Source organism: Oceanobacillus sp. FSL K6-2867, from assembly GCF_037963145.1.
In the GTDB taxonomy this organism is placed as follows: domain Bacteria; phylum Bacillota; class Bacilli; order Bacillales; family Amphibacillaceae; genus Oceanobacillus.
Window position 1 is genome coordinate 4,039,776 of the sequence record NZ_CP150144.1, and the last position, 18,242, is coordinate 4,058,017.

General features: G+C 37.8%; 17 protein-coding genes. All 17 read left to right on the plus strand.

From position 1 onward, the window contains the following. The first annotated feature begins 12 nt into the window (after window positions 1-12). The 17 genes from rbfA (at window position 13) to NSQ77_RS19630 (ending at window position 18,036) form a co-directional block, all read left to right on the plus strand. Complete coding sequence (gene rbfA / locus NSQ77_RS19550) at window positions 13-357, plus strand: 30S ribosome-binding factor RbfA (RefSeq protein ID WP_095308708.1); 345 nt, start codon at window positions 13-15, stop codon at window positions 355-357. 87 nt (window positions 358-444) lie between these two features. Further along, window positions 445-1,344 (plus strand): tRNA pseudouridine(55) synthase TruB, encoded by a 900-nt coding sequence (truB, locus tag NSQ77_RS19555; RefSeq protein WP_339227747.1) that lies wholly within the window; start codon window positions 445-447, stop codon window positions 1,342-1,344. A gap of 16 nt (window positions 1,345-1,360) precedes the next feature. Continuing rightward, entirely contained in the window at window positions 1,361-2,305 is a 945-nt protein-coding gene (locus NSQ77_RS19560) for a bifunctional riboflavin kinase/FAD synthetase (protein ID WP_339227749.1), read from the plus strand. A gap of 140 nt (window positions 2,306-2,445) precedes the next feature. Continuing rightward, entirely contained in the window at window positions 2,446-2,715 is a 270-nt protein-coding gene (gene rpsO / locus NSQ77_RS19565; RefSeq protein WP_067730023.1) for a 30S ribosomal protein S15, read from the plus strand. Between the two features lie 299 nt (window positions 2,716-3,014). Further along, window positions 3,015-5,126, plus strand: coding sequence for a polyribonucleotide nucleotidyltransferase (locus NSQ77_RS19570; protein ID WP_339227750.1), 2,112 nt, complete (start codon window positions 3,015-3,017; stop codon window positions 5,124-5,126). 214 nt (window positions 5,127-5,340) lie between these two features. Next, window positions 5,341-6,285, plus strand: coding sequence for a polysaccharide deacetylase family protein (locus NSQ77_RS19575; protein ID WP_339227751.1), 945 nt, complete (start codon window positions 5,341-5,343; stop codon window positions 6,283-6,285). 149 nt (window positions 6,286-6,434) lie between these two features. Further along, window positions 6,435-7,658 carry a pitrilysin family protein gene (locus tag NSQ77_RS19580; protein WP_339227752.1) on the plus strand — a complete coding sequence of 408 codons (1,224 nt, stop codon included), beginning with the start codon at window positions 6,435-6,437 and terminating at the stop codon, window positions 7,656-7,658. A 408-nt stretch (window positions 7,659-8,066) separates the two neighbouring features. After that, window positions 8,067-8,309, plus strand: a complete 243-nt coding sequence (locus NSQ77_RS19585; RefSeq protein WP_339227753.1) for a YlmC/YmxH family sporulation protein — start codon at window positions 8,067-8,069, stop codon at window positions 8,307-8,309. 351 nt (window positions 8,310-8,660) lie between these two features. Continuing rightward, window positions 8,661-9,521: a LysM peptidoglycan-binding domain-containing protein gene (locus NSQ77_RS19590; protein ID WP_339227754.1), complete on the plus strand. Its 861-nt coding sequence runs from the start codon at window positions 8,661-8,663 to the stop codon at window positions 9,519-9,521. 182 nt (window positions 9,522-9,703) lie between these two features. Continuing rightward, window positions 9,704-10,588: a dipicolinic acid synthetase subunit A gene (gene dpaA / locus NSQ77_RS19595; protein ID WP_339227755.1), complete on the plus strand. Its 885-nt coding sequence runs from the start codon at window positions 9,704-9,706 to the stop codon at window positions 10,586-10,588. After that, on the plus strand, window positions 10,585-11,190 hold the full coding sequence (gene dpaB, locus NSQ77_RS19600) for a dipicolinate synthase subunit B (protein WP_339227757.1): 606 nt from the start codon (window positions 10,585-10,587) through the stop codon (window positions 11,188-11,190). Before dpaA ends, dpaB begins: the two co-directional genes overlap by 4 nt. A 51-nt stretch (window positions 11,191-11,241) precedes the next feature. Then, window positions 11,242-12,288, plus strand: a complete 1,047-nt coding sequence (asd, locus tag NSQ77_RS19605) for an aspartate-semialdehyde dehydrogenase (RefSeq protein ID WP_339227759.1) — start codon at window positions 11,242-11,244, stop codon at window positions 12,286-12,288. A gap of 123 nt (window positions 12,289-12,411) precedes the next feature. Further along, a complete protein-coding gene (dapG, locus tag NSQ77_RS19610) occupies window positions 12,412-13,644 on the plus strand; it encodes an aspartate kinase (RefSeq protein WP_339227760.1) in 1,233 nt (410 codons plus the stop codon). Between the two features lie 31 nt (window positions 13,645-13,675). Continuing rightward, entirely contained in the window at window positions 13,676-14,542 is an 867-nt protein-coding gene (gene dapA / locus NSQ77_RS19615; RefSeq protein WP_339227761.1) for a 4-hydroxy-tetrahydrodipicolinate synthase, read from the plus strand. Between the two features lie 90 nt (window positions 14,543-14,632). Next, window positions 14,633-15,364 carry an ATP-dependent Clp protease proteolytic subunit gene (locus NSQ77_RS19620; protein WP_339227762.1) on the plus strand — a complete coding sequence of 244 codons (732 nt, stop codon included), beginning with the start codon at window positions 14,633-14,635 and terminating at the stop codon, window positions 15,362-15,364. Then, window positions 15,361-15,567, plus strand: a complete 207-nt coding sequence (locus NSQ77_RS19625) for a YlzJ-like family protein (RefSeq protein WP_339227763.1) — start codon at window positions 15,361-15,363, stop codon at window positions 15,565-15,567. The genes NSQ77_RS19620 and NSQ77_RS19625 overlap by 4 nt, the downstream gene beginning before the upstream one ends. Window positions 15,568-15,759: 192 nt before the next feature. Then, window positions 15,760-18,036, plus strand: a complete 2,277-nt coding sequence (locus NSQ77_RS19630) for a DNA translocase FtsK (protein WP_339227764.1) — start codon at window positions 15,760-15,762, stop codon at window positions 18,034-18,036. Window positions 18,037-18,242: the final 206 nt, after the last annotated feature.

Below are 18,242 nucleotides of genomic sequence, written 5' to 3' on the forward strand. Positions count from 1 at the left end.
GAGGTGAATAAAATGGCTGAATTGAGAGCAAACAGAATAGCTGAACAAATGAAAAAAGAACTAAGCGATATTCTAGCAAGAAAGATTAAAGACCCAAGAGTTGGTTTTGTTACGGTAACAGATGTAGAAGTAACTGGTGATCTGCAACAGGCGAAGGCCTTTATCTCTGTACTAGGGGATGAGAAGCAAAAACAGGATACATTACTTGGATTAGCAAAAGCAAAAGGATTTATCCGTTCTGAAATTGGTAGTCGCATCCGCCTGCGCAAAACTCCGGAACTTACTTTTGAATTTGATGAAGCATTCGAGTATGGAAATCGAATTGATTCGATTTTAAAAGACTTAAATAAAGAATAATTATCAAAATCTGACCTGTCTACGTAGAAACAGGTCAGATTTTCCCATATCCGAATACATACAAAGAATTTAGTGGAGGCTAGTGCAATGGAAGGCATTTTACCATTATGGAAGCCAAAAGGGTATACTTCTCATGATTGTGTTATGAAATGCAGAAGATACTTTAAAACAAAAAAAGTAGGACATACAGGTACACTTGATCCGGAAGTAGAAGGCGTATTGCCAATCTGTATTGGGCAAGCTACAAAAATAGTTCCCTTTCTTACAAATACGAAAAAAACGTATATTGCTGAAGTGAAACTTGGATCTTCGACAGATACAGAAGATGCTCACGGGAGCATGGTTGAAGAAAAAGAAGTATTGGAATTTCCTTCTGAAACAGTAATTGATAAAACGCTTAATGATTTCTTAGGTGATATTATTCAAATCCCTCCGATGTATTCTGCTGTAAAAGTGAATGGAAAAAAGCTATACGAATACGCGCGGGCAAATGAGGCTGTTGAACGTCCAAAGCGCGAAGTCACAATTTATGAATTAGAAAAACTGTCAATCAATCCGAAGGCACATACCGTTCGTTTCAAAGTTGTTTGTTCAAAAGGAACGTACATTCGAACGCTCTGCGTTGATATTGGAGCAAAACTAGGTTATCCTGCACATATGTCTGCACTTGTTCGAACAGAAACTGGGACGTTTTCCGAGAAAAATGCAGTTTCATTTGCTATGATAGAAGAGGCGGTCGAACAGAATGAACAGCAAAGTTTGCTGCATCCGATTATGGATGGAATCACTCACTTGGATCGTCTGTATGTTAATGAAGATACGAAACGAAAAATACTAAATGGACAAAAACTTGCTGAACCAAAGAATATCGAACTCAAAGATCCTTTTGCGGTCTTGCATCACAATGAACTATTAGCAATCTATCAACATCATCCTGATAAAGCAGAACAAATAAAACCTGTTCGCGTATTCAGTGAAAGATCATAAAGTGCAGGTGAAAAGTATGAGAACAATTGAATTAACCTATCCACATACATTAGTATTAGAGGAATTACCGGAGACAGTTTGTGCGATTGGCTTCTTTGATGGTATTCACCGTGGACATCAACAAGTGATTCAAACAGCTGTAGACGAAGCGGAAAATAGAAACATGGAAAGTGCTGTGATTACGTTTCATCCACATCCATCAGTCGTTTTAAAAAAAGAGACAGAGCATGTGCAATATATTACGCCGATGAAGGAAAAGCAAGAATTATTGCAAAAACTTCATGTAGATCGGCTATATATTATTAAATTCAATCAAGAACTATCACAATTATCACCACAAGCTTTTATTGACCATTTTATAATAGGACTTAATATCAAACATTTAGTTGGCGGCTTTGATTATTCATTTGGGCATAAAGGGCAAGGCAATATGGGTAATATTAAAGAGTTTGCTCGTGGACAATTCAGTTATACAACGATTGACAAAGTAATATCCAATGATGAAAAGATAAGTTCTACTAGAATCCGTAAACTGTTACAGAGCGGTTTAGTAGAAGAGGCAAATCGCTTGCTGGGACACCCGCTGAAGTTTAGTGGCATTGTAATTAAAGGGGCTCAAAGAGGAAGGAAACTTGGTTACCCAACAGCAAATTTAGAATTGCAGCCAGAAGCACTGCTTCCGAAGCCAGGAATTTATGCTGTTTGTGTGATCTTTAAGAGTCAAGTATATGAAGGCATGGCAAGTATCGGCACAAACCCGACTTTTACAGCGGATAGAAAAGATTTATCCGTCGAAGTTAATATTTTCGATTATAGCAATGATCTGTATGGTGAAGAATTGCAAGTTGAATGGCATAAATATATTCGGGAAGAAGAAAAATTTGATAGTGCTGAAGCATTGGTTGCGCAAATAGAGCTGGACGAGAAGAATATTCGCAGCTATTTTACGGAGAAAGTATAATGAAAGAATCTTAAGCGAACACTTGATTTTTTCTATTAGAAGCGTTATGCTTATTAAGGTAAAACCATCCCTTGGCAAATCGTAACTCCGACGCTTGCTAGGAGACTGGGGTTATTATATTTTATTAGGAGGTGCGCCAAATGGCTATCACACAAGAACGTAAGAACGAGATTATTAATGAGTACAAGGTTCACGAAACAGATACTGGTTCTCCAGAAGTACAAATCGCTGTACTGACTGAAGATATCAATGCGTTGAATGAACATTTGCGTGTTCACAAAAAAGATCATCATTCACGTCGTGGTCTTTTAAAAATGGTTGGTAAACGTCGTAACTTACTAACTTACCTACGTAACAAAGACGTTACTCGTTACCGTGAATTAATTAAAAAACTTGGCTTACGCCGATAAGTTTAAAAGCAGGAGAAATCCTGCTTTTTCTATTCAATCAAAATATATTTTCGTTCGGTAAGCTGCATGAATTGTATATATAAAGTTGAATTTGGTTTATATATCTTATCACGTATTATTGACTATTTTGATTACATAAAGCCAAACATAGTATTAATAGGGGTTCTCCTTGTGAATCAAGGCTTTCTCGCATTTGATTCCTTAACATCTTTAGTTTATTCTAAAGGAGGAAACCTATTTGTAGAGTGATATCTATATTGTTTATTAGGAATGTTGTATTGAAAGGAGCACTACGACTAATGGCAGAAGAAAAACAAGTTTTCTCCACTGAAATTTCTGGAAAGAAATTTACTGTAGAGATTGGAGAACTAGCAAAGCAAGCAAACGGTGCATGTATGGTTCATTACGGCGATACTTCGGTACTAGCTGTTGCCACTGCATCGAAGGAACCAAAGGATTTACCGTTTTTCCCATTAACCGTTAATTATGAAGAACGTTTATATGCGGTAGGTAAAATTCCTGGGGGATTCATTAAACGTGAGGGACGCCCGAGCGAGAAGGCAATCTTGGCATCTCGTTTGATTGACCGTCCGATTCGCCCACTATTCCCAGATGGCTTCAGAAATGAAGTTCAAGTAATCAGTACGGTCATGAGTGTTGATCAAGATTGCTCATCTGAAATTGCAGCAATGGTTGGATCATCAATTGCGCTAAGTGTTTCAAATATCCCGTTTGCTGAACCAATTGCCGGTGTTCATGTAGGCAGGGTAAATGGTGAATTTATTATTAATCCAACTGTGGAACAGGAAGCACAGAGTGACATTGAATTAACGGTTGCAGGTACAAAAGATGCAATCAATATGGTAGAAGCTGGTGCTAATGAAGTGCCAGAAGAAGTAATGCTGGAAGCGATCATGTTTGGTCATGAAGAGATTAAGCGTCTGGTTGCATTCCAAGAGGAAATTGTTAAAGCTGCCGGACAAGAAAAATCGGAGATTACATTATTTGAACTTGATGAAGCTTTACAAGCTAAAATTGAAGCAGAAGCGAAGGAAAAGCTAATTGCGGCAATTCAAGTGCAGGAAAAACATGCAAGAGAAGATGCAATTAAAGAAGTAAAGGACGAAGTATTAGCTGCATATGAAGAGGCTGAGCCTGAGGAAATTAAACAGGTAAGCAACATTTTAGATAAAATGGTAAAAGAAGAAGTTCGCAGACTTATTACGAAAGAAAAAGTTCGTCCAGATGGGCGTAAGCCGGATGAAATTCGTCCACTTTCTTCACGTATACATGTCCTTCCAAGAACACATGGTTCAGGTTTGTTTACACGTGGACAAACTCAAGCGTTAAGTATTTGTACATTAGGTGCTTTAGGTGACGTACAAATCTTAGATGGTTTGGATCTAGAAGAAACGAAACGATTCATGCATCATTATAATTTCCCACAATACAGTGTTGGTGAAACTGGACCAATCAGAGGACCTGGTCGTCGTGAAATTGGACATGGTGCATTAGGTGAGCGAGCTCTTGAAAAAGTAGTTCCTTCTGATAAAGAGTTCCCCTATACGATTCGTCTCGTATCAGAGGTTTTAGAATCGAATGGGTCTACTTCCCAAGCAAGTATTTGTGCCAGCACGTTAGCGATGATGGATGCCGGTGTACCAATTAAGGCACCTGTTGCTGGAATTGCAATGGGACTTGTTAAATCAGGAGAAGATTACACAATCTTGACAGATATTCAAGGTATGGAAGATGCTTTAGGGGATATGGACTTTAAAGTTGCCGGAACAGCAGAAGGAATTACAGCATTGCAAATGGATATTAAAATTGAAGGCTTATCTAGAGAAATTCTAGAAGAAGCATTGACCCAAGCTAAAAAAGGACGTCTGCAAATTTTAGATTCCATGCTTGCTACCATCGGGGAACCAAAAACAGAGCTCTCTGAATTCGCACCGAAAATTTTAACCATGTCTATTAACCCAAATAAAATCCGTGATGTTATTGGCCCAAGCGGTAAGCAGATTAATCAAATTATTGATGAAACTGGTGTTAAAATTGATATCGAGCAAGACGGAAGTGTATTTATTTCCTCAATAGATGCTTCTATGAATGAAAAGGCGAAAAAAATCATTGAAGATCTTGTTCGTGAGGTAGAAGTAGGCCAAATGTATTTAGGTACGGTTAAACGTATTGAAAAATTTGGTGCCTTTGTTGAGCTATTTAAAGGTAAAGATGGATTAGTCCATATATCTGAGCTAGCAGAAGAACGCACCAATAAAGTCGAAGACGTTGTATCGATTGGTGATCAGATTATGGTAAAAGTAAAAGAAATTGATCGCCAAGGTCGAGTAAATCTTTCCCGTAAAGCTGTATTGCTTGAAGAAAAGGAAAGAGCAGAAAAAGCAAAATAAAAGATAACTGGAAAAGAAGGAAGCTGAGATTTCAGTTTCTTTTTTTATTTGTCTTAAAACATTATTTAATGGATAGTGGATAAACTAGTACATAGAATAAATGTATTATGAAACAAGTGTTCAGTCTGCTTCTTTCTGGTTTTGGAATTTTCATCTATGATATTTTTTCATACTTGTCCTACTATTGCATAGAAATGTAAGGGGAGGGGTATCTATGAGGAATTATCGTAAATATGTAAATCTTTTTGTCTTTATATTAGTTTTAACGACAGCATTTCAAATCGATTATAATCCTTTTACTATAAATTTCGCTGCAATGGAATCTCAAGTGATTAATCAAAAGGATGCTTTATATCAAGAAATAAAAGAGAAAAAGGATTTATTTTCAGTGGAACCGCAAGATGCTTATATTGACCGGGTTTGGAAAAAAACGGCTGGTCGAAATGGCTTGGAGGTAAACATCGAGAAATCCTATGAAAAAATGAAAGAAGCTGGCACATTCGATGAATCTAAGCTTGTATTTGATCAAATACCTCCAGAAATTAGCTTAAAGGATCTAGACGGCTCACCGATTTACCGAGGCCATCCAGAAAAGGATATGGTTGCGTTTTTAATAAATGTTTCTTGGGGAGAAGAGCATATACCGGAAATGTTGCGTATTTTGAAAGAAAATCAGGTGAAGGCTACTTTTTTTATTGAGGGTAAATGGGCGCAGCAAAATTCGGAAATTGTAAAAATGATTGATGAACAAGATCATGTTATTGGCAACCATGCCTATAACCATCCAGACATGGCCAGACTATCCAACCAAGCTATGGTAGAGCAAATTAGTCAGACAAACCAAATCCTATCTGCAATCACAGGCAAAGAAGCAAAATGGTTTGCGCCACCTAGCGGCAGCTTTAATGACCAAGTTGTCTATTCGGCAGAAAGTCTGAACATGGAAACGATTCTTTGGACAGTGGATACGATTGATTGGAAGAATCCGTCAGTTTCTGTTATGATTAACCGGGTGAAGGGTAAAATTCATCCTGGGGCAACCATTTTGATGCATCCTACAGCTTCCACTGCAAATGGATTAGAAGAGCTAATTCAATTAGTAAGGGAAAATGATTACAGATTAGGAACGATTGATATGCTGCTAAGTGAAGAAAGGTAATCCATTCTTTTTCTAGTTGTGAGCGTGTTCATGAACTGGGAAAGAATGAGAAAAAGAAAGACAAGCCAGTCTCTACTAGGGTGAGTACCTATGTTCATAAACAGGCGCTTGCCCTTTTGATACATCTCGTTACTTTAGGAGGAAGAATATTGATAGATAAACACATTAGTAAAAATGGTGTTCGAATTGTGTTAGAAAAAATACCCGCAGTTCGTTCGGTTACAATCGGTATTTGGGTTTTGACTGGTTCAAGAAATGAAACAGTTGAAAATAATGGAATTTCCCATTTTCTAGAGCATATGTTTTTTAAAGGTACAAAAAAGAGAACTGCACAGGACATAGCAGAAGCGTTTGATTCCATTGGCGGACAAATAAATGCATTCACATCCAAGGAATATACGTGTTTTTATGCAAAAGTATTAGATACACATAAGGATTATGCATTAGAAATTCTTGCAGATATGTTCTTTAACTCAACCTTTGAGGAAGCAGAAATGGAACGGGAAAAAAAGGTTGTATTTGAGGAAATTAAAATGTATGAGGACACCCCGGATGATATCGTCCATGATTTATTGGCGAAAGCCTCTTATGGTGATCATCCATTAGGGTATTCTATTCTTGGAACGGAAGCACATTTAAAATCATTTAAACCAGAAACATTGAGAGAGTATATAAAACAGCGTTATACACCTGAAAATGTAGTGGTTTCAGTTGCGGGGAATGTTGACGAATCCTTTATTTATTCGATTGAGAATTATTTTGGTGCCTATGAAACACCTGAAGAGAAGTCAACGATTTTAAAACCATCTTTCCATGCAAATACTATAGAACGAAATAAAGATACCGAGCAAGCACATCTCTGTTTTGGTTTTGAAGGTCTTCCACTAGGGAATGAGCATATTTACAGTCTTATTATTATGAATAATGTGCTTGGTGGGAGTATGAGTTCCAGATTATTCCAAGATGTCCGTGAAAAACAAGGCTTAGCATATTCTGTTTTCTCATACCATTCCACGTTCCTTGATAATGGGCTTCTTACAATCTATGCAGGTACAGGGAAAGAGCAGCTTTCCGTATTAAAGGATACAATCAATCAAACGGTAGAGACATTGATAAATAAAGGATTAACGGATAAAGAACTGCGTAATAGTAAAGAACAATTGAAAGGCGGTTTAATGCTTGGATTAGAAAGCACAAATAGCAGAATGTCAAGAAATGGAAGAAACGAGCTGTTATTACAGCGCCATCGTACGTTAGATGAAATTATTCGCGAAATTGACGCAGTAGATCATGCTTCCATTCAGCAAGTTATCAAAAGGATATTCAAAAATCCAGCTTCAACCGCATTAATTGCACCTGCAAGTGTTTATTAATATCATTTAGCCTGTGTCAAGCATGTTATGCATTACTAAGTGAATGACTATTTACTTGCGATTACGTATTTTAAACGAGCATTTACCTTAATGAAGGGAAAATGCTCGTTTCTTTGTTTTGGACAATAAAATATATCAAGTAAGTAAAAATATACTTTTTATTCTATATACATGAATTTTTTGTAACCTTCCAGATAGGTGATACCAATGTATTTGCAGAGCTGTTTTTTATTCCGTGCCGTAATAAAGTGACGAGCCTAAACCCAAATAAGATCGATTTGTGGAATGGTCGTTCCACTAATTGCTGATAGCGGGACTGGCTTTTTAAACATCTTCATTCGCATAAAACTCATAGCTAGCTTTCAACAACATATATATAAACTATAAAGGAAAAGAGAGGGTGAGTGCATGCGGTTTCGGGATATGAGTGATAAAGAAATAATCAATGTTAATGAGGGTACAAGATTAGGGATGCTTGGCCAGACAGATTTGGAAATTGATGAAACAACCGGGCAGATAGAAGCATTTATTATTCCAAATTATAAGTGGTTTGGACTTGTGAAAGAAGGAGAAGAAACGAAAATCCGCTGGAACTCAATCAAGAAAATCGGAGAAGATATGATTATGATTGAAACTGAAAAACTAGAATAATTCAGTTGATAGAGCAGGTATCAAATAGATGATGCCTGCTTTGTTTTAAGTAGGCAAAATTGAATGCTGTAAATAGCTTAGCTGGACAAACAGCCGCAGACAAAACGATAAAGACATGATGGTAATCCTTTCATTTCTGCAACCAGCTAACCAGTTCTAGCCGTTCTATTCTTGTATTCATAACTATCCTTACCCTATTGTATGCACGTGATAGAGCAAATAGAACTGATTAATCAAAAAATATTTCATTTGTAATTTAAGACATATACTCTTAAACAAGCCGTAACCGCATTCAACTTGTCCCCGTGTTACGATTACGTTGTCAGTAATTAAAACGAGGGGGACTACATAATGAAAAAGTTAGTAGCTCTAATTGTTGGTTTAATTATTATGGGGGTTTCTGCGACAACAGTGTCAGCAGCAACCGATTATGAAGTTAAAAAAGGAGATAACCTTTGGACAATAGCAAATAATAATAATACTTCTGTAGAAAAACTGAAGGATATAAACAATCTCAATTCTTCCATGATACATCCAAAACAAATATTAAAGCTGGATGAGGAAGAAACAGAGTATTACACCGTAGAAAAAGGAGATAATTTAGGTGAAATTAGTAGAACATATGGCGATAATGTCACCGTTGAGAATTTGAAAAATTGGAATAACCTTAATTCAGATTTAATCATTACTGGACAACAACTAGTTATCAATGGTGCAGCTGAGTTGGACATAGATTATGAGGCGCCATCTGAACAAGTAAAAGCGATAGAAGTGGAAGAACCAGAAGACAGAGCTGAAGTGGAAGTGGAAGAACCAGAACCAGAGATCGAGACTGAAGAGGCAGCAGATGAGGAAGAGGTTGTAACGGATGACTTGGAGGAAGAGCCCGTTCAAGCTGAAAACGAATCAACACAACCGGCCGGTAGAACAATTTCTGTTGAAGCAACAGCCTACACTGCTCACTGTAATGGATGCTCCGGAATAACTGCTACAGGTATCAATCTAAAAGCAAATCCGCATGAAAAGGTAATTGCAGTAGATCCAAATGTTATTCCACTTGGAACGAAGGTTTTCGTAGAAGGGTATGGTTATGCAGTAGCAGGTGATACTGGTGGAGCAATTAAAGGGAATAAAATAGATATTCATGTACCTACAAAGGATCAAGCATATAGCTGGGGAAGAAAAGTTGTGGAAATTACACTCGTGGAATAAATACAGTTCTAAAATGATTGTTACTAATAAAATAGAAGACAGATAAGCTGAAGGTGGATATTCTAAAAGAATATCTGCCTTTTTGCTTTCTTTTTTTACACAGACAATCACTCTCACTGTGCGTTCACATAAGCTATAAAGAAAATGAAAACAGGAAGTATGTCTGGAGGGTCTAAACAATAATGAGTCAATTTATAGCTGTGATTGGCGGCGATGCACGCTATTTAGAATTAATCAGGCAACTAAAGACATTACCTGATACAACGATGATGTTAGTAGGCTTTGATAAATTAGAGCAAGGATTTACAGGTTCTAATCAAATGGATTTTGAAGAGTTAGAACCATCTAAGTTAGACGCGGTTATATTACCAATAACAGGTACAGATAAGTCCGGAAAAATAGAAACCGTATTCTCGGATAAACAAATTAAGATTAACAAAGCATGGTTCAAAAAATTAAAGAACAATACGCTCGTTTTTACTGGAATAACAAATGATTATTTAACGTCAGCTGCAGATGAGGCGAATATCAAATTGGTACCGTTATTGGATAGGGATGATGTAGCAATTTATAACTCTATTCCTACAGCAGAAGGTGCAATTATGATGGCCTTTGAGGAAACAGATTATACGATACATTCCTCACGAGTCGTTGTAGTAGGGTTCGGAAGAGTTGGGAATACCGTTGCAAATAAGTTTTCAGCCTTGGGGGCGAAGGTTTCGGTATGTGCAAGAAGCATAAGAGATCTGGCTAGAATCACCGAAATGGGATTACATGCGATTCCGTTGGAAAAGCTTTCTGATCATACCCATGAATGTGATTTACTCATTAATACGATTCCGGCTCAAGTTGTAACGAAGGATGCCATTCAAAATTTGCCACCGAATGGAATTATTATTGATTTAGCATCCAAACCTGGCGGGACAGATTTTGAATTTGCGGAAAAACGGGGGATTAAGGCAATTTTAGCAAGGAGCTTACCTGGTATTGTTGCACCAAGAACCGCTGGAAAAATACTTGCGGATGTAATCACTCAAATATTAGATGAAACGAGGGAATCTGAATGAGTTTAGCAGGAAAACGTATCGGGTTCGGTTTAACCGGATCCCATCACACACATAGTCAGGTTTTCCCGCAGATTGAGAAGCTCATCAAGGAGCAGGCAGAAGTTATTCCAATCGTATCCTATACAGTGCAAAACACGGATACGAAATTTGGTAAAGCGGCACAACATATTGAAAAACTAGAAACAATTACTGGAAAAAAGGTCGTCAAAACAATTCCGGAAGCGGAGCCATTTGGACCGAAATATCCGCTTGATTGTATGGTAATTGCCCCCCTTACAGGAAATTCATTAAGCAAGCTTTCAAATGCATTAACAGATAACCCAGTACTAATGGCCGCAAAATCAACAATGAGAAATCAAAACCCGGTTTTACTTGGTGTAACAACCAACGATGCACTTGGGTTGAATGGGATGAACTTAATGCGCCTTATGAATAGCAAAAACATTTATTTTATTCCTTTTGGCCAAGATGACCCGTATAAAAAACCAAATTCATTAACAGCTAGATTAGATTACCTTGTAGATAGTGTGAAATATGCATTAGACGGAAAACAACTTCAACCAATTATTATTCCTTATATGGATGAAAATATGTTAAAATAAATAGCTAGGAGAGAAAAAAGATATTTACGATTTTGGAGGGAGTTATTGTAAATGGTACAGAAGACAGCATTTAATGTCGCAGTGGTTGGAGCAACAGGGGCAGTCGGACAAAAAATCATGCAATTATTAGAGGAGAAAAATTTTCCAATAAATAAAATTAAATTGCTCTCATCAAAAAGATCTGCGGGTAAAAAAGTAGTATTTAACAATAAAGAGGTCACAATTGAAGAAGCTAAACCGGAAAGTTTTGAAGATGTGGATATTGCCCTATTCTCAGCTGGAGGTTCTATTTCAAAGGCACTTGCACCAGAAGCGGTTAAGCGTGGTGCGGTTGTAATTGACAATACAAGTGCTTACAGAATGGAAGAAAATGTGCCTTTAGTTGTTCCTGAGGTAAATAATGAAGATATCGCCAAGCATAACGGCATTATTGCAAATCCGAACTGCTCGACTATTCAAATGGTAGCAGCATTAAAGCCTATTAAGGAAGCCTTTGGGATTAACCGGATTATTGTATCCACGTATCAAGCAGTTTCTGGTGCTGGAGCTCAGGCGGTTGAAGAACTGAAGACACAATCGAACCAGCATTTGAACGGCGAGGAGATGGAAGCAAACTTACTTCCGGTTTCAGGTGATGAAAAACATTATCCAATTGCATTTAATGCTTTACCGCAAATTGATGTTTTTGGAGATAATGGGTACACGTTTGAAGAAATGAAAATGATTAATGAAACGAAGAAAATTCTGCATGATTCTGACCTATCTGTAGCTGCTACATGTGTAAGGCTGCCATTCTTTACTTCCCATGCAGAAAGTGTTTATATAGAAGTTGAGCAAGATAATGTTCGTGTTGAGGATATTTGGAAACAGCTCGAAGCTGCTGATGGAGTAGTGCTTGAGGATAATCCAAAAACACAGACATACCCAACGCCGTTAAGTGCTGCAGATAAAGAAGAGGTTTTTGTCGGCCGCGTTCGTCATGATATCGATAATGCTAAAGGATTCCATCTTTGGGTTGTATCTGACAATCTTCTTAAAGGCGCTGCACTAAATACGGTTCAGATTGCGCAATCTTTAATAAAAAATAATTGGCTATAAATGTTCACAATTAAGAGGAATGTTTAATCAGAAACCAAACGAGGGAATCTGTATGTAAATACAGTTCCTTCTGTTTGGTGACCTTTTAAGCATCCGGTATTTGGTAATAATAGAGGTGTAATGATGGAAATATTGGTTCAAAAATTTGGCGGAACTTCTGTTCAATCAGAAGAAAACAGAGAATATGTCATCAAACATATTAAAGATGCTTTAATAAAAGGTTATAAATTAGTTGTTGTTGTTTCCGCATTAGGAAGAAAGCCGGATCCATATGCTACAGACACGTTATTGGGGCTTGTTGATTATCCAAATAATCAAAATTCAGCCAGGGAATTGGATCTGCTTATGTCTTGTGGTGAAATTATATCTTCTGTTGTTCTTTCAAATGAGCTGCAGAAGTCCCACATTTCTGCCACCGCATTAACTGGTTCACAAGCAGGGTTTTTAACGTCAGAAGACTTTAATAAGGCTCGGATTAAAGAGGTAAACCCAACACGTATTTTAAAAGAATTGGAAAACCATGATGTTGTCGTGATAGCAGGTTTTCAAGGACAAAGCCATACTGGTGAGATTACAACAATTGGCCGTGGAGGAAGCGATACAACTGCAGCTGCATTAGGGGTTGCTCTAAATGCGGAGAGAATTGAAATTTTTACGGATGTTAATGGTATTATGACTGCAGATCCCCGTGTCGTGAAAAGCGCACGGCCATTGGAAATCGTCACATATACAGAGATATGCAATCTTGCATATCAAGGAGCAAAAGTCATCCATCCTCGAGCAGTAGAAATTGCCATGCAAGGAAAGATTCCAATGAGAATTAGATCAACATATTCTGAAGATCTGGGTACGTTAGTTACTTCATCTAGAGTTTTGGAAATGGGTGTCGACATTCCAGATCGGATGATTACGGGAATCGCTCACATGTCATCTATTTCACAAATCAAAGTAAAGACAAAGGAATCTGCCTACCGATTACAGTCAGAAGTCTTTAAGGCAATGGCTGAAGCCGGTATTTCGGTTGATTTTATTAATATTTCTCCAACAGGTGTTATCTATACGGTTCCTGAAGCACTAACAGAGAAAGCTGTTCATATCCTAGAAGTATTAGGGTTTTATCCAGAAGTAACAGAGGGTTGTGCGAAGGTCTCGGCTGTTGGGGCAGGAATGACTGGTGTTCCAGGAGTAGCCTCCAAAATTGTTCAGGCTCTGACAAATTCAGGTGTACAAATTTTACAATCCGCCGACAGCCATACAACCATTTGGGTTCTTGTGCATAAAAACGATCTTATTACAGCGGTAAATGCATTGCATGAAGTTTTTGATCTCAGTCATATAAATGAACTTCAAAGATAAACCAAAATTTAGATAAGAAAGGTGATTATTCATGAATTTTGGCAAAGTACTGACGGCGATGGTTACTCCATTTGATAGCAACGGGCAAATTGATTTTGAACAGACGAGCGTATTAATTGATTATTTAATTGATAATGGGACGGATGCACTTGTAATAGCAGGAACGACAGGAGAATCTCCGACATTAAGCACGGAAGAGAAAATGAAACTGTTTAAGTATGTTGTACAAAAAGCAGATAAGCGAGTCCCCGTTATTGCGGGAACAGGAAGTAACAGCACGAAGGCATCTATTGATTTGACAAAGAAAGCTGAAGAATGCGGTGTTGACGGGATTATGCTTGTGACACCATATTATAATAAGCCTGATCAGCGTGGAATGTATGCGCATTTTGCTGCGATTGCCAAGGAAACGAGTTTGCCTATCATGCTTTATAATATACCGGGTCGTTCAGTAGTAAACTTGACTGCAGAAACCGTTATTAATTTAAGTCAAATTGATAATATCGTCTCCATGAAAGAAGCAAGTGGTGATCTCGACCAGGTTGCAGAAATTATTGAACATACAACGAATGGTTTCAGTGTATACAGTGGAGACGATGGATTAACGATTCCAATGCTGGCAATTGGTGCTGATGGAGTCGTTTCAGTTGCTTCACATGTTATTGGTAATGAAATGCAGTCAATGGTTCAGCAATTTAAAAATGGCCAGGTTCACGAAGCAGCAGCATTGCATCGTAAATTGCTCCCGATTATGAATGGACTATTTGCAGCACCAAGTCCAAGCCCTGTTAAGGCAGCACTGCAATTGAAAGGAATTGAGACAGGCGGTGTACGACTGCCACTGGTTCCTTTAACAGATGAAGAAATGAATAAGTTGAAGCTTCTATTAGATAAATAACAATACCGGCTAAGGTTTTTAGCCGGTATTTTTTGTATATTTACGTTCATACTACCTTTATAGCGAGTTTTTAAAAAGGAGTGTTCGTAAATGAATAACAATCCAGAAGAAAATGAAAATCAAGAAGACAAACAGCCAAATGCATCATCAATTGTTGAGAAAATCCAACAGCTTGGTCAGTCTAATATTCCACAAGCACCTGATTCAAATATTCATGTCCTGTCAATTATTGGTCAAGTGGAAGGCCATATCCAGCTGCCGCCTCAAAATAAGACAACTAAATATGAACATTTATTACCGCAGCTTATTGCTATTGAACAGAATCCAAAAATTGAAGGGCTAATTATTCTGTTGAATACAGTTGGAGGAGATGTTGAAGCGGGTCTTGCTCTTGCTGAAATGATTGCTTCGATTTCAAAACCGACAGTATCCATTGTCCTTGGAGGCGGGCATTCGATTGGAGTGCCGATAGCAGTAGCCACCGACTATTCCTTCATTGTTCCTACAGCAACCATGACGATTCATCCGGTTCGATTAACTGGTTTAGTTATTGGAGTACCCCAAACCTTCGAATATTTAGATAAAATGCAAGAAAGGGTCATTCAATTTGTTATCGAGCATTCAAACATTAAAGAAGAGAAGTTTAAGGATCTAATGTTTGCAAAAGGTAATTTAACGAGGGATATTGGTACAAATGTAATCGGAAAAGACGCAGTAGAATATGGATTAATTGATCAGGTGGGTGGTGTAAAAGAGGCCATGAGTAAATTAACAACATTTATTGCAAGTAACGACGGTGCAGAAGGTGGTGTCATACAATGATTTTGTATACGCCGTTAACTCAGCATGATATCTTTCCCGTAGATCAGGAAGGATACTCAAATATGGAGCATATCGCTTATGATGGCAGAATGATATATGCAAAAAAAACGAAGGATGGCTCCTATCAAATTCAGCAGCTTGTTTCGACTGACCCACAAGATTATTTGCGGGATGAATTTTCTCCTGGCAGTACTCTTGGTTAAATCAAGGGATGGAATGTGATGACAGCAGGGATTCGTGTCATATCCAAGTAAGCTGATATTTAGCATAAAAAGAAAAATCCCAACTGAATGAAATTCACTTTTATGGTATAATTGGGATAGTTAGTAAACCCTTGCCATTTTATTGGCAAGGGTTTACTATTCATATATGCTTGAATAGATAGAGGTGAAAAAATGGCGAAAAAAAGAAAGCGAAAAAGCGCTAAAAAGACAAGGTCTATGAGGTTGGAACTTTTAGGGCTGCTGTTTATCTTTTTATCCATCTTCGGGAGCGGAGCAAGTGCAATAAGCGATGGTGCAATACCTGGCTGGATGGAACATTTCTTCCAATTTTTCCTGGGAATTTGGTATTTTATTGCATCTGTTTTCTTGTTTATTACTGGAGTTCGGCTATTGATCAAACGAAAATATCCCGATTTCTGGAGTAGAAAAATGGTAGGATTTTATATTCTTTTTGCAGGTATTCTACTATTAACACATATACAAACAATTGAGAGTTTGCTAGTTACAGCTGGAAATGTATCCATTATCGGTACTACCTGGAATAATTTCTTAGACTACGTTAGTGGCGCTGGTACGGTAGTACAAACAGGTGGAGGAATGTTTGGAGCTGTACTTTTTACTTTCTGCAATTTTTTATTTTCATTAGCTGGTTCTAAAATCGTTGCTGTTTTTTCTATATTAATTGGTATTATATTTATTACCGATATATCCATTGGCGACTTATTTTCCAAGTTTTTTTCAAGAATAAAAAAGAGTACGGAAGAAAAGATTGTCAAATGGAAGGATGTACGAGCGGCTAAAAAGCAGCAGAAAGAAGAACAGAAATTACAAGACAATGCGGTTATTGAAGCTGTACAGCATGAGGAACCAGTAATTAATGATTTTACGGATATTGCTTATGCGGCAAACGATAATGAAAAAGCGCCTGTTCATGAAGCACCACTTGAAGAAGAAAAAGCTGAAAAGACAGAAGCTGCAGAAGCGGATGATGTTCCGGAAATGGCAATGACAGAAACAGAAAATCCGGAATATATACTGCCGTCACCTAATTTACTGGCTGATCCAGCTCATAATTCACAGCAAAAGGAAAAGTCACAAATACAAGCTACTGTTCGAAAGCTTGAACAAACATTTAAAAGTTTTGGTGTGAAGGCTAGAATTACAAAAGTGCACGTGGGACCTGCCGTCACAAAATATGAGGTATATCCAGAAGCTGGTGTTAAGGTGAGTAAAATTGTTAGTCTGCACGATGATTTAGCACTAGCATTAGCGGCCAAGGACATACGGATAGAAGCGCCGATCCCTGGGAAATCTGCAGTTGGAATCGAAGTACCAAACCAAGAAGTTGCGATGGTATCGTTACGAGAAGTACTCGATAAAACGTGGAATAGTAAATCCTCGAAACTGCTTTATGCATTAGGAAGAGATATATCTGGTGAGGCTGTGGTTGGAGAGTTAAACAAGATGCCCCATCTATTGATTGCTGGTGCAACTGGCAGTGGGAAGAGTGTCTGCGTTAACGGCATTATCACGAGCATTTTAATGCGTACAAAACCGCACGAAGTTAAAATGATGATGATCGATCCAAAGAAAGTGGAACTGAATGTATATAATGGAATTCCCCATCTGCTTGCTCCGGTTGTGACAGATCCTAAAAAGGCATCACGTGCATTAAAAAAAGTAGTTTCTGAAATGGAAAGAAGATATGATTTATTTTCTGATACTGGAACACGTAATATTGAAGGATATAACGAATATATTCGTAAATATAATATAGCTTCAGAGGAAATGCAGCCACAACTACCTTACATTGTTGTTCTTGTAGATGAGCTTGCCGATTTAATGATGGTCGCTTCAAATGATGTAGAAGATTCCATTACTCGATTGGCTCAAATGGCTCGCGCAGCAGGTATTCACCTAATAATCGCTACACAGCGCCCGTCAGTTGACGTTATTACAGGTGTGATTAAGGCAAATATCCCTTCTCGGATTGCATTTAGTGTTTCTTCCCAGACGGACTCAAGGACGATACTCGACTCAGGTGGAGCGGAAAAACTGCTTGGACGAGGGGACATGCTGTTCATGCCTGTAGGCTCTTCTAAGCCAACACGTGTACAGGGAGCATTTTTATCTGATGAAGAAGTAGAACGAGTTGTTAACCATTGTATAGAACAGCAGAAAGCTTCCTATCAGGAAGAAATGATCCCTGAAGATATAAATGATGCAGTAGAAGAAGTAGATGACGAGTTATATGAAGATGCAGTACAGATGATTATTGAAATGCAGAGTGCCAGTGTCTCCATGCTGCAACGGAGGTTCCGAATTGGTTATACCCGGGCAGCAAGATTGATTGATGCAATGGAAGCCCGAGGTATTGTTGGGCCATATGAAGGAAGCAAACCAAGAACTGTGTTAGTTTCGCAGGCAGCAGAAGAAAAAACAATGTAGTATAGTGACTCTTATTTTAAGTAAAACCAAAATAAAAGTATGTTAAATTGTATTGAATTGATAAGACAGGTGAAAATAAATTCACCTGTCTTATTTTAATGGTAAAGAAAGTTAAAGAAATGGAATTTCTTCCGTATTCGGACATTCATCGTTTACTTGTCACAATTTGTTGATTTTTTTAAGGAATTTATCCTATTTCTATTTAT

Excerpts from the sequence above, each read along its gene's own strand:
- rbfA (WP_095308708.1), top strand. The coding sequence starts at position 13 with ATGGCTGAATTGAGAGCAAACAGAATAGCTGAACAAATGAAAAAAGAA.
- truB (WP_339227747.1), top strand. The coding sequence starts at position 445 with ATGGAAGGCATTTTACCATTATGGAAGCCAAAAGGGTATACTTCTCAT.
- NSQ77_RS19560 (WP_339227749.1), top strand. The coding sequence starts at position 1,361 with ATGAGAACAATTGAATTAACCTATCCACATACATTAGTATTAGAGGAA.
- rpsO (WP_067730023.1), top strand. The coding sequence starts at position 2,446 with ATGGCTATCACACAAGAACGTAAGAACGAGATTATTAATGAGTACAAG.
- NSQ77_RS19570 (WP_339227750.1), top strand. The coding sequence starts at position 3,015 with ATGGCAGAAGAAAAACAAGTTTTCTCCACTGAAATTTCTGGAAAGAAA.
- NSQ77_RS19575 (WP_339227751.1), top strand. The coding sequence starts at position 5,341 with ATGAGGAATTATCGTAAATATGTAAATCTTTTTGTCTTTATATTAGTT.
- NSQ77_RS19585 (WP_339227753.1), top strand. The coding sequence starts at position 8,067 with ATGCGGTTTCGGGATATGAGTGATAAAGAAATAATCAATGTTAATGAG.
- NSQ77_RS19590 (WP_339227754.1), top strand. The coding sequence starts at position 8,661 with ATGAAAAAGTTAGTAGCTCTAATTGTTGGTTTAATTATTATGGGGGTT.
- dpaA (WP_339227755.1), top strand. The coding sequence starts at position 9,704 with ATGAGTCAATTTATAGCTGTGATTGGCGGCGATGCACGCTATTTAGAA.
- dpaB (WP_339227757.1), top strand. The coding sequence starts at position 10,585 with ATGAGTTTAGCAGGAAAACGTATCGGGTTCGGTTTAACCGGATCCCAT.
- asd (WP_339227759.1), top strand. The coding sequence starts at position 11,242 with ATGGTACAGAAGACAGCATTTAATGTCGCAGTGGTTGGAGCAACAGGG.
- dapG (WP_339227760.1), top strand. The coding sequence starts at position 12,412 with ATGGAAATATTGGTTCAAAAATTTGGCGGAACTTCTGTTCAATCAGAA.
- dapA (WP_339227761.1), top strand. The coding sequence starts at position 13,676 with ATGAATTTTGGCAAAGTACTGACGGCGATGGTTACTCCATTTGATAGC.
- NSQ77_RS19620 (WP_339227762.1), top strand. The coding sequence starts at position 14,633 with ATGAATAACAATCCAGAAGAAAATGAAAATCAAGAAGACAAACAGCCA.
- NSQ77_RS19625 (WP_339227763.1), top strand. The coding sequence starts at position 15,361 with ATGATTTTGTATACGCCGTTAACTCAGCATGATATCTTTCCCGTAGAT.
- NSQ77_RS19630 (WP_339227764.1), top strand. The coding sequence starts at position 15,760 with ATGGCGAAAAAAAGAAAGCGAAAAAGCGCTAAAAAGACAAGGTCTATG.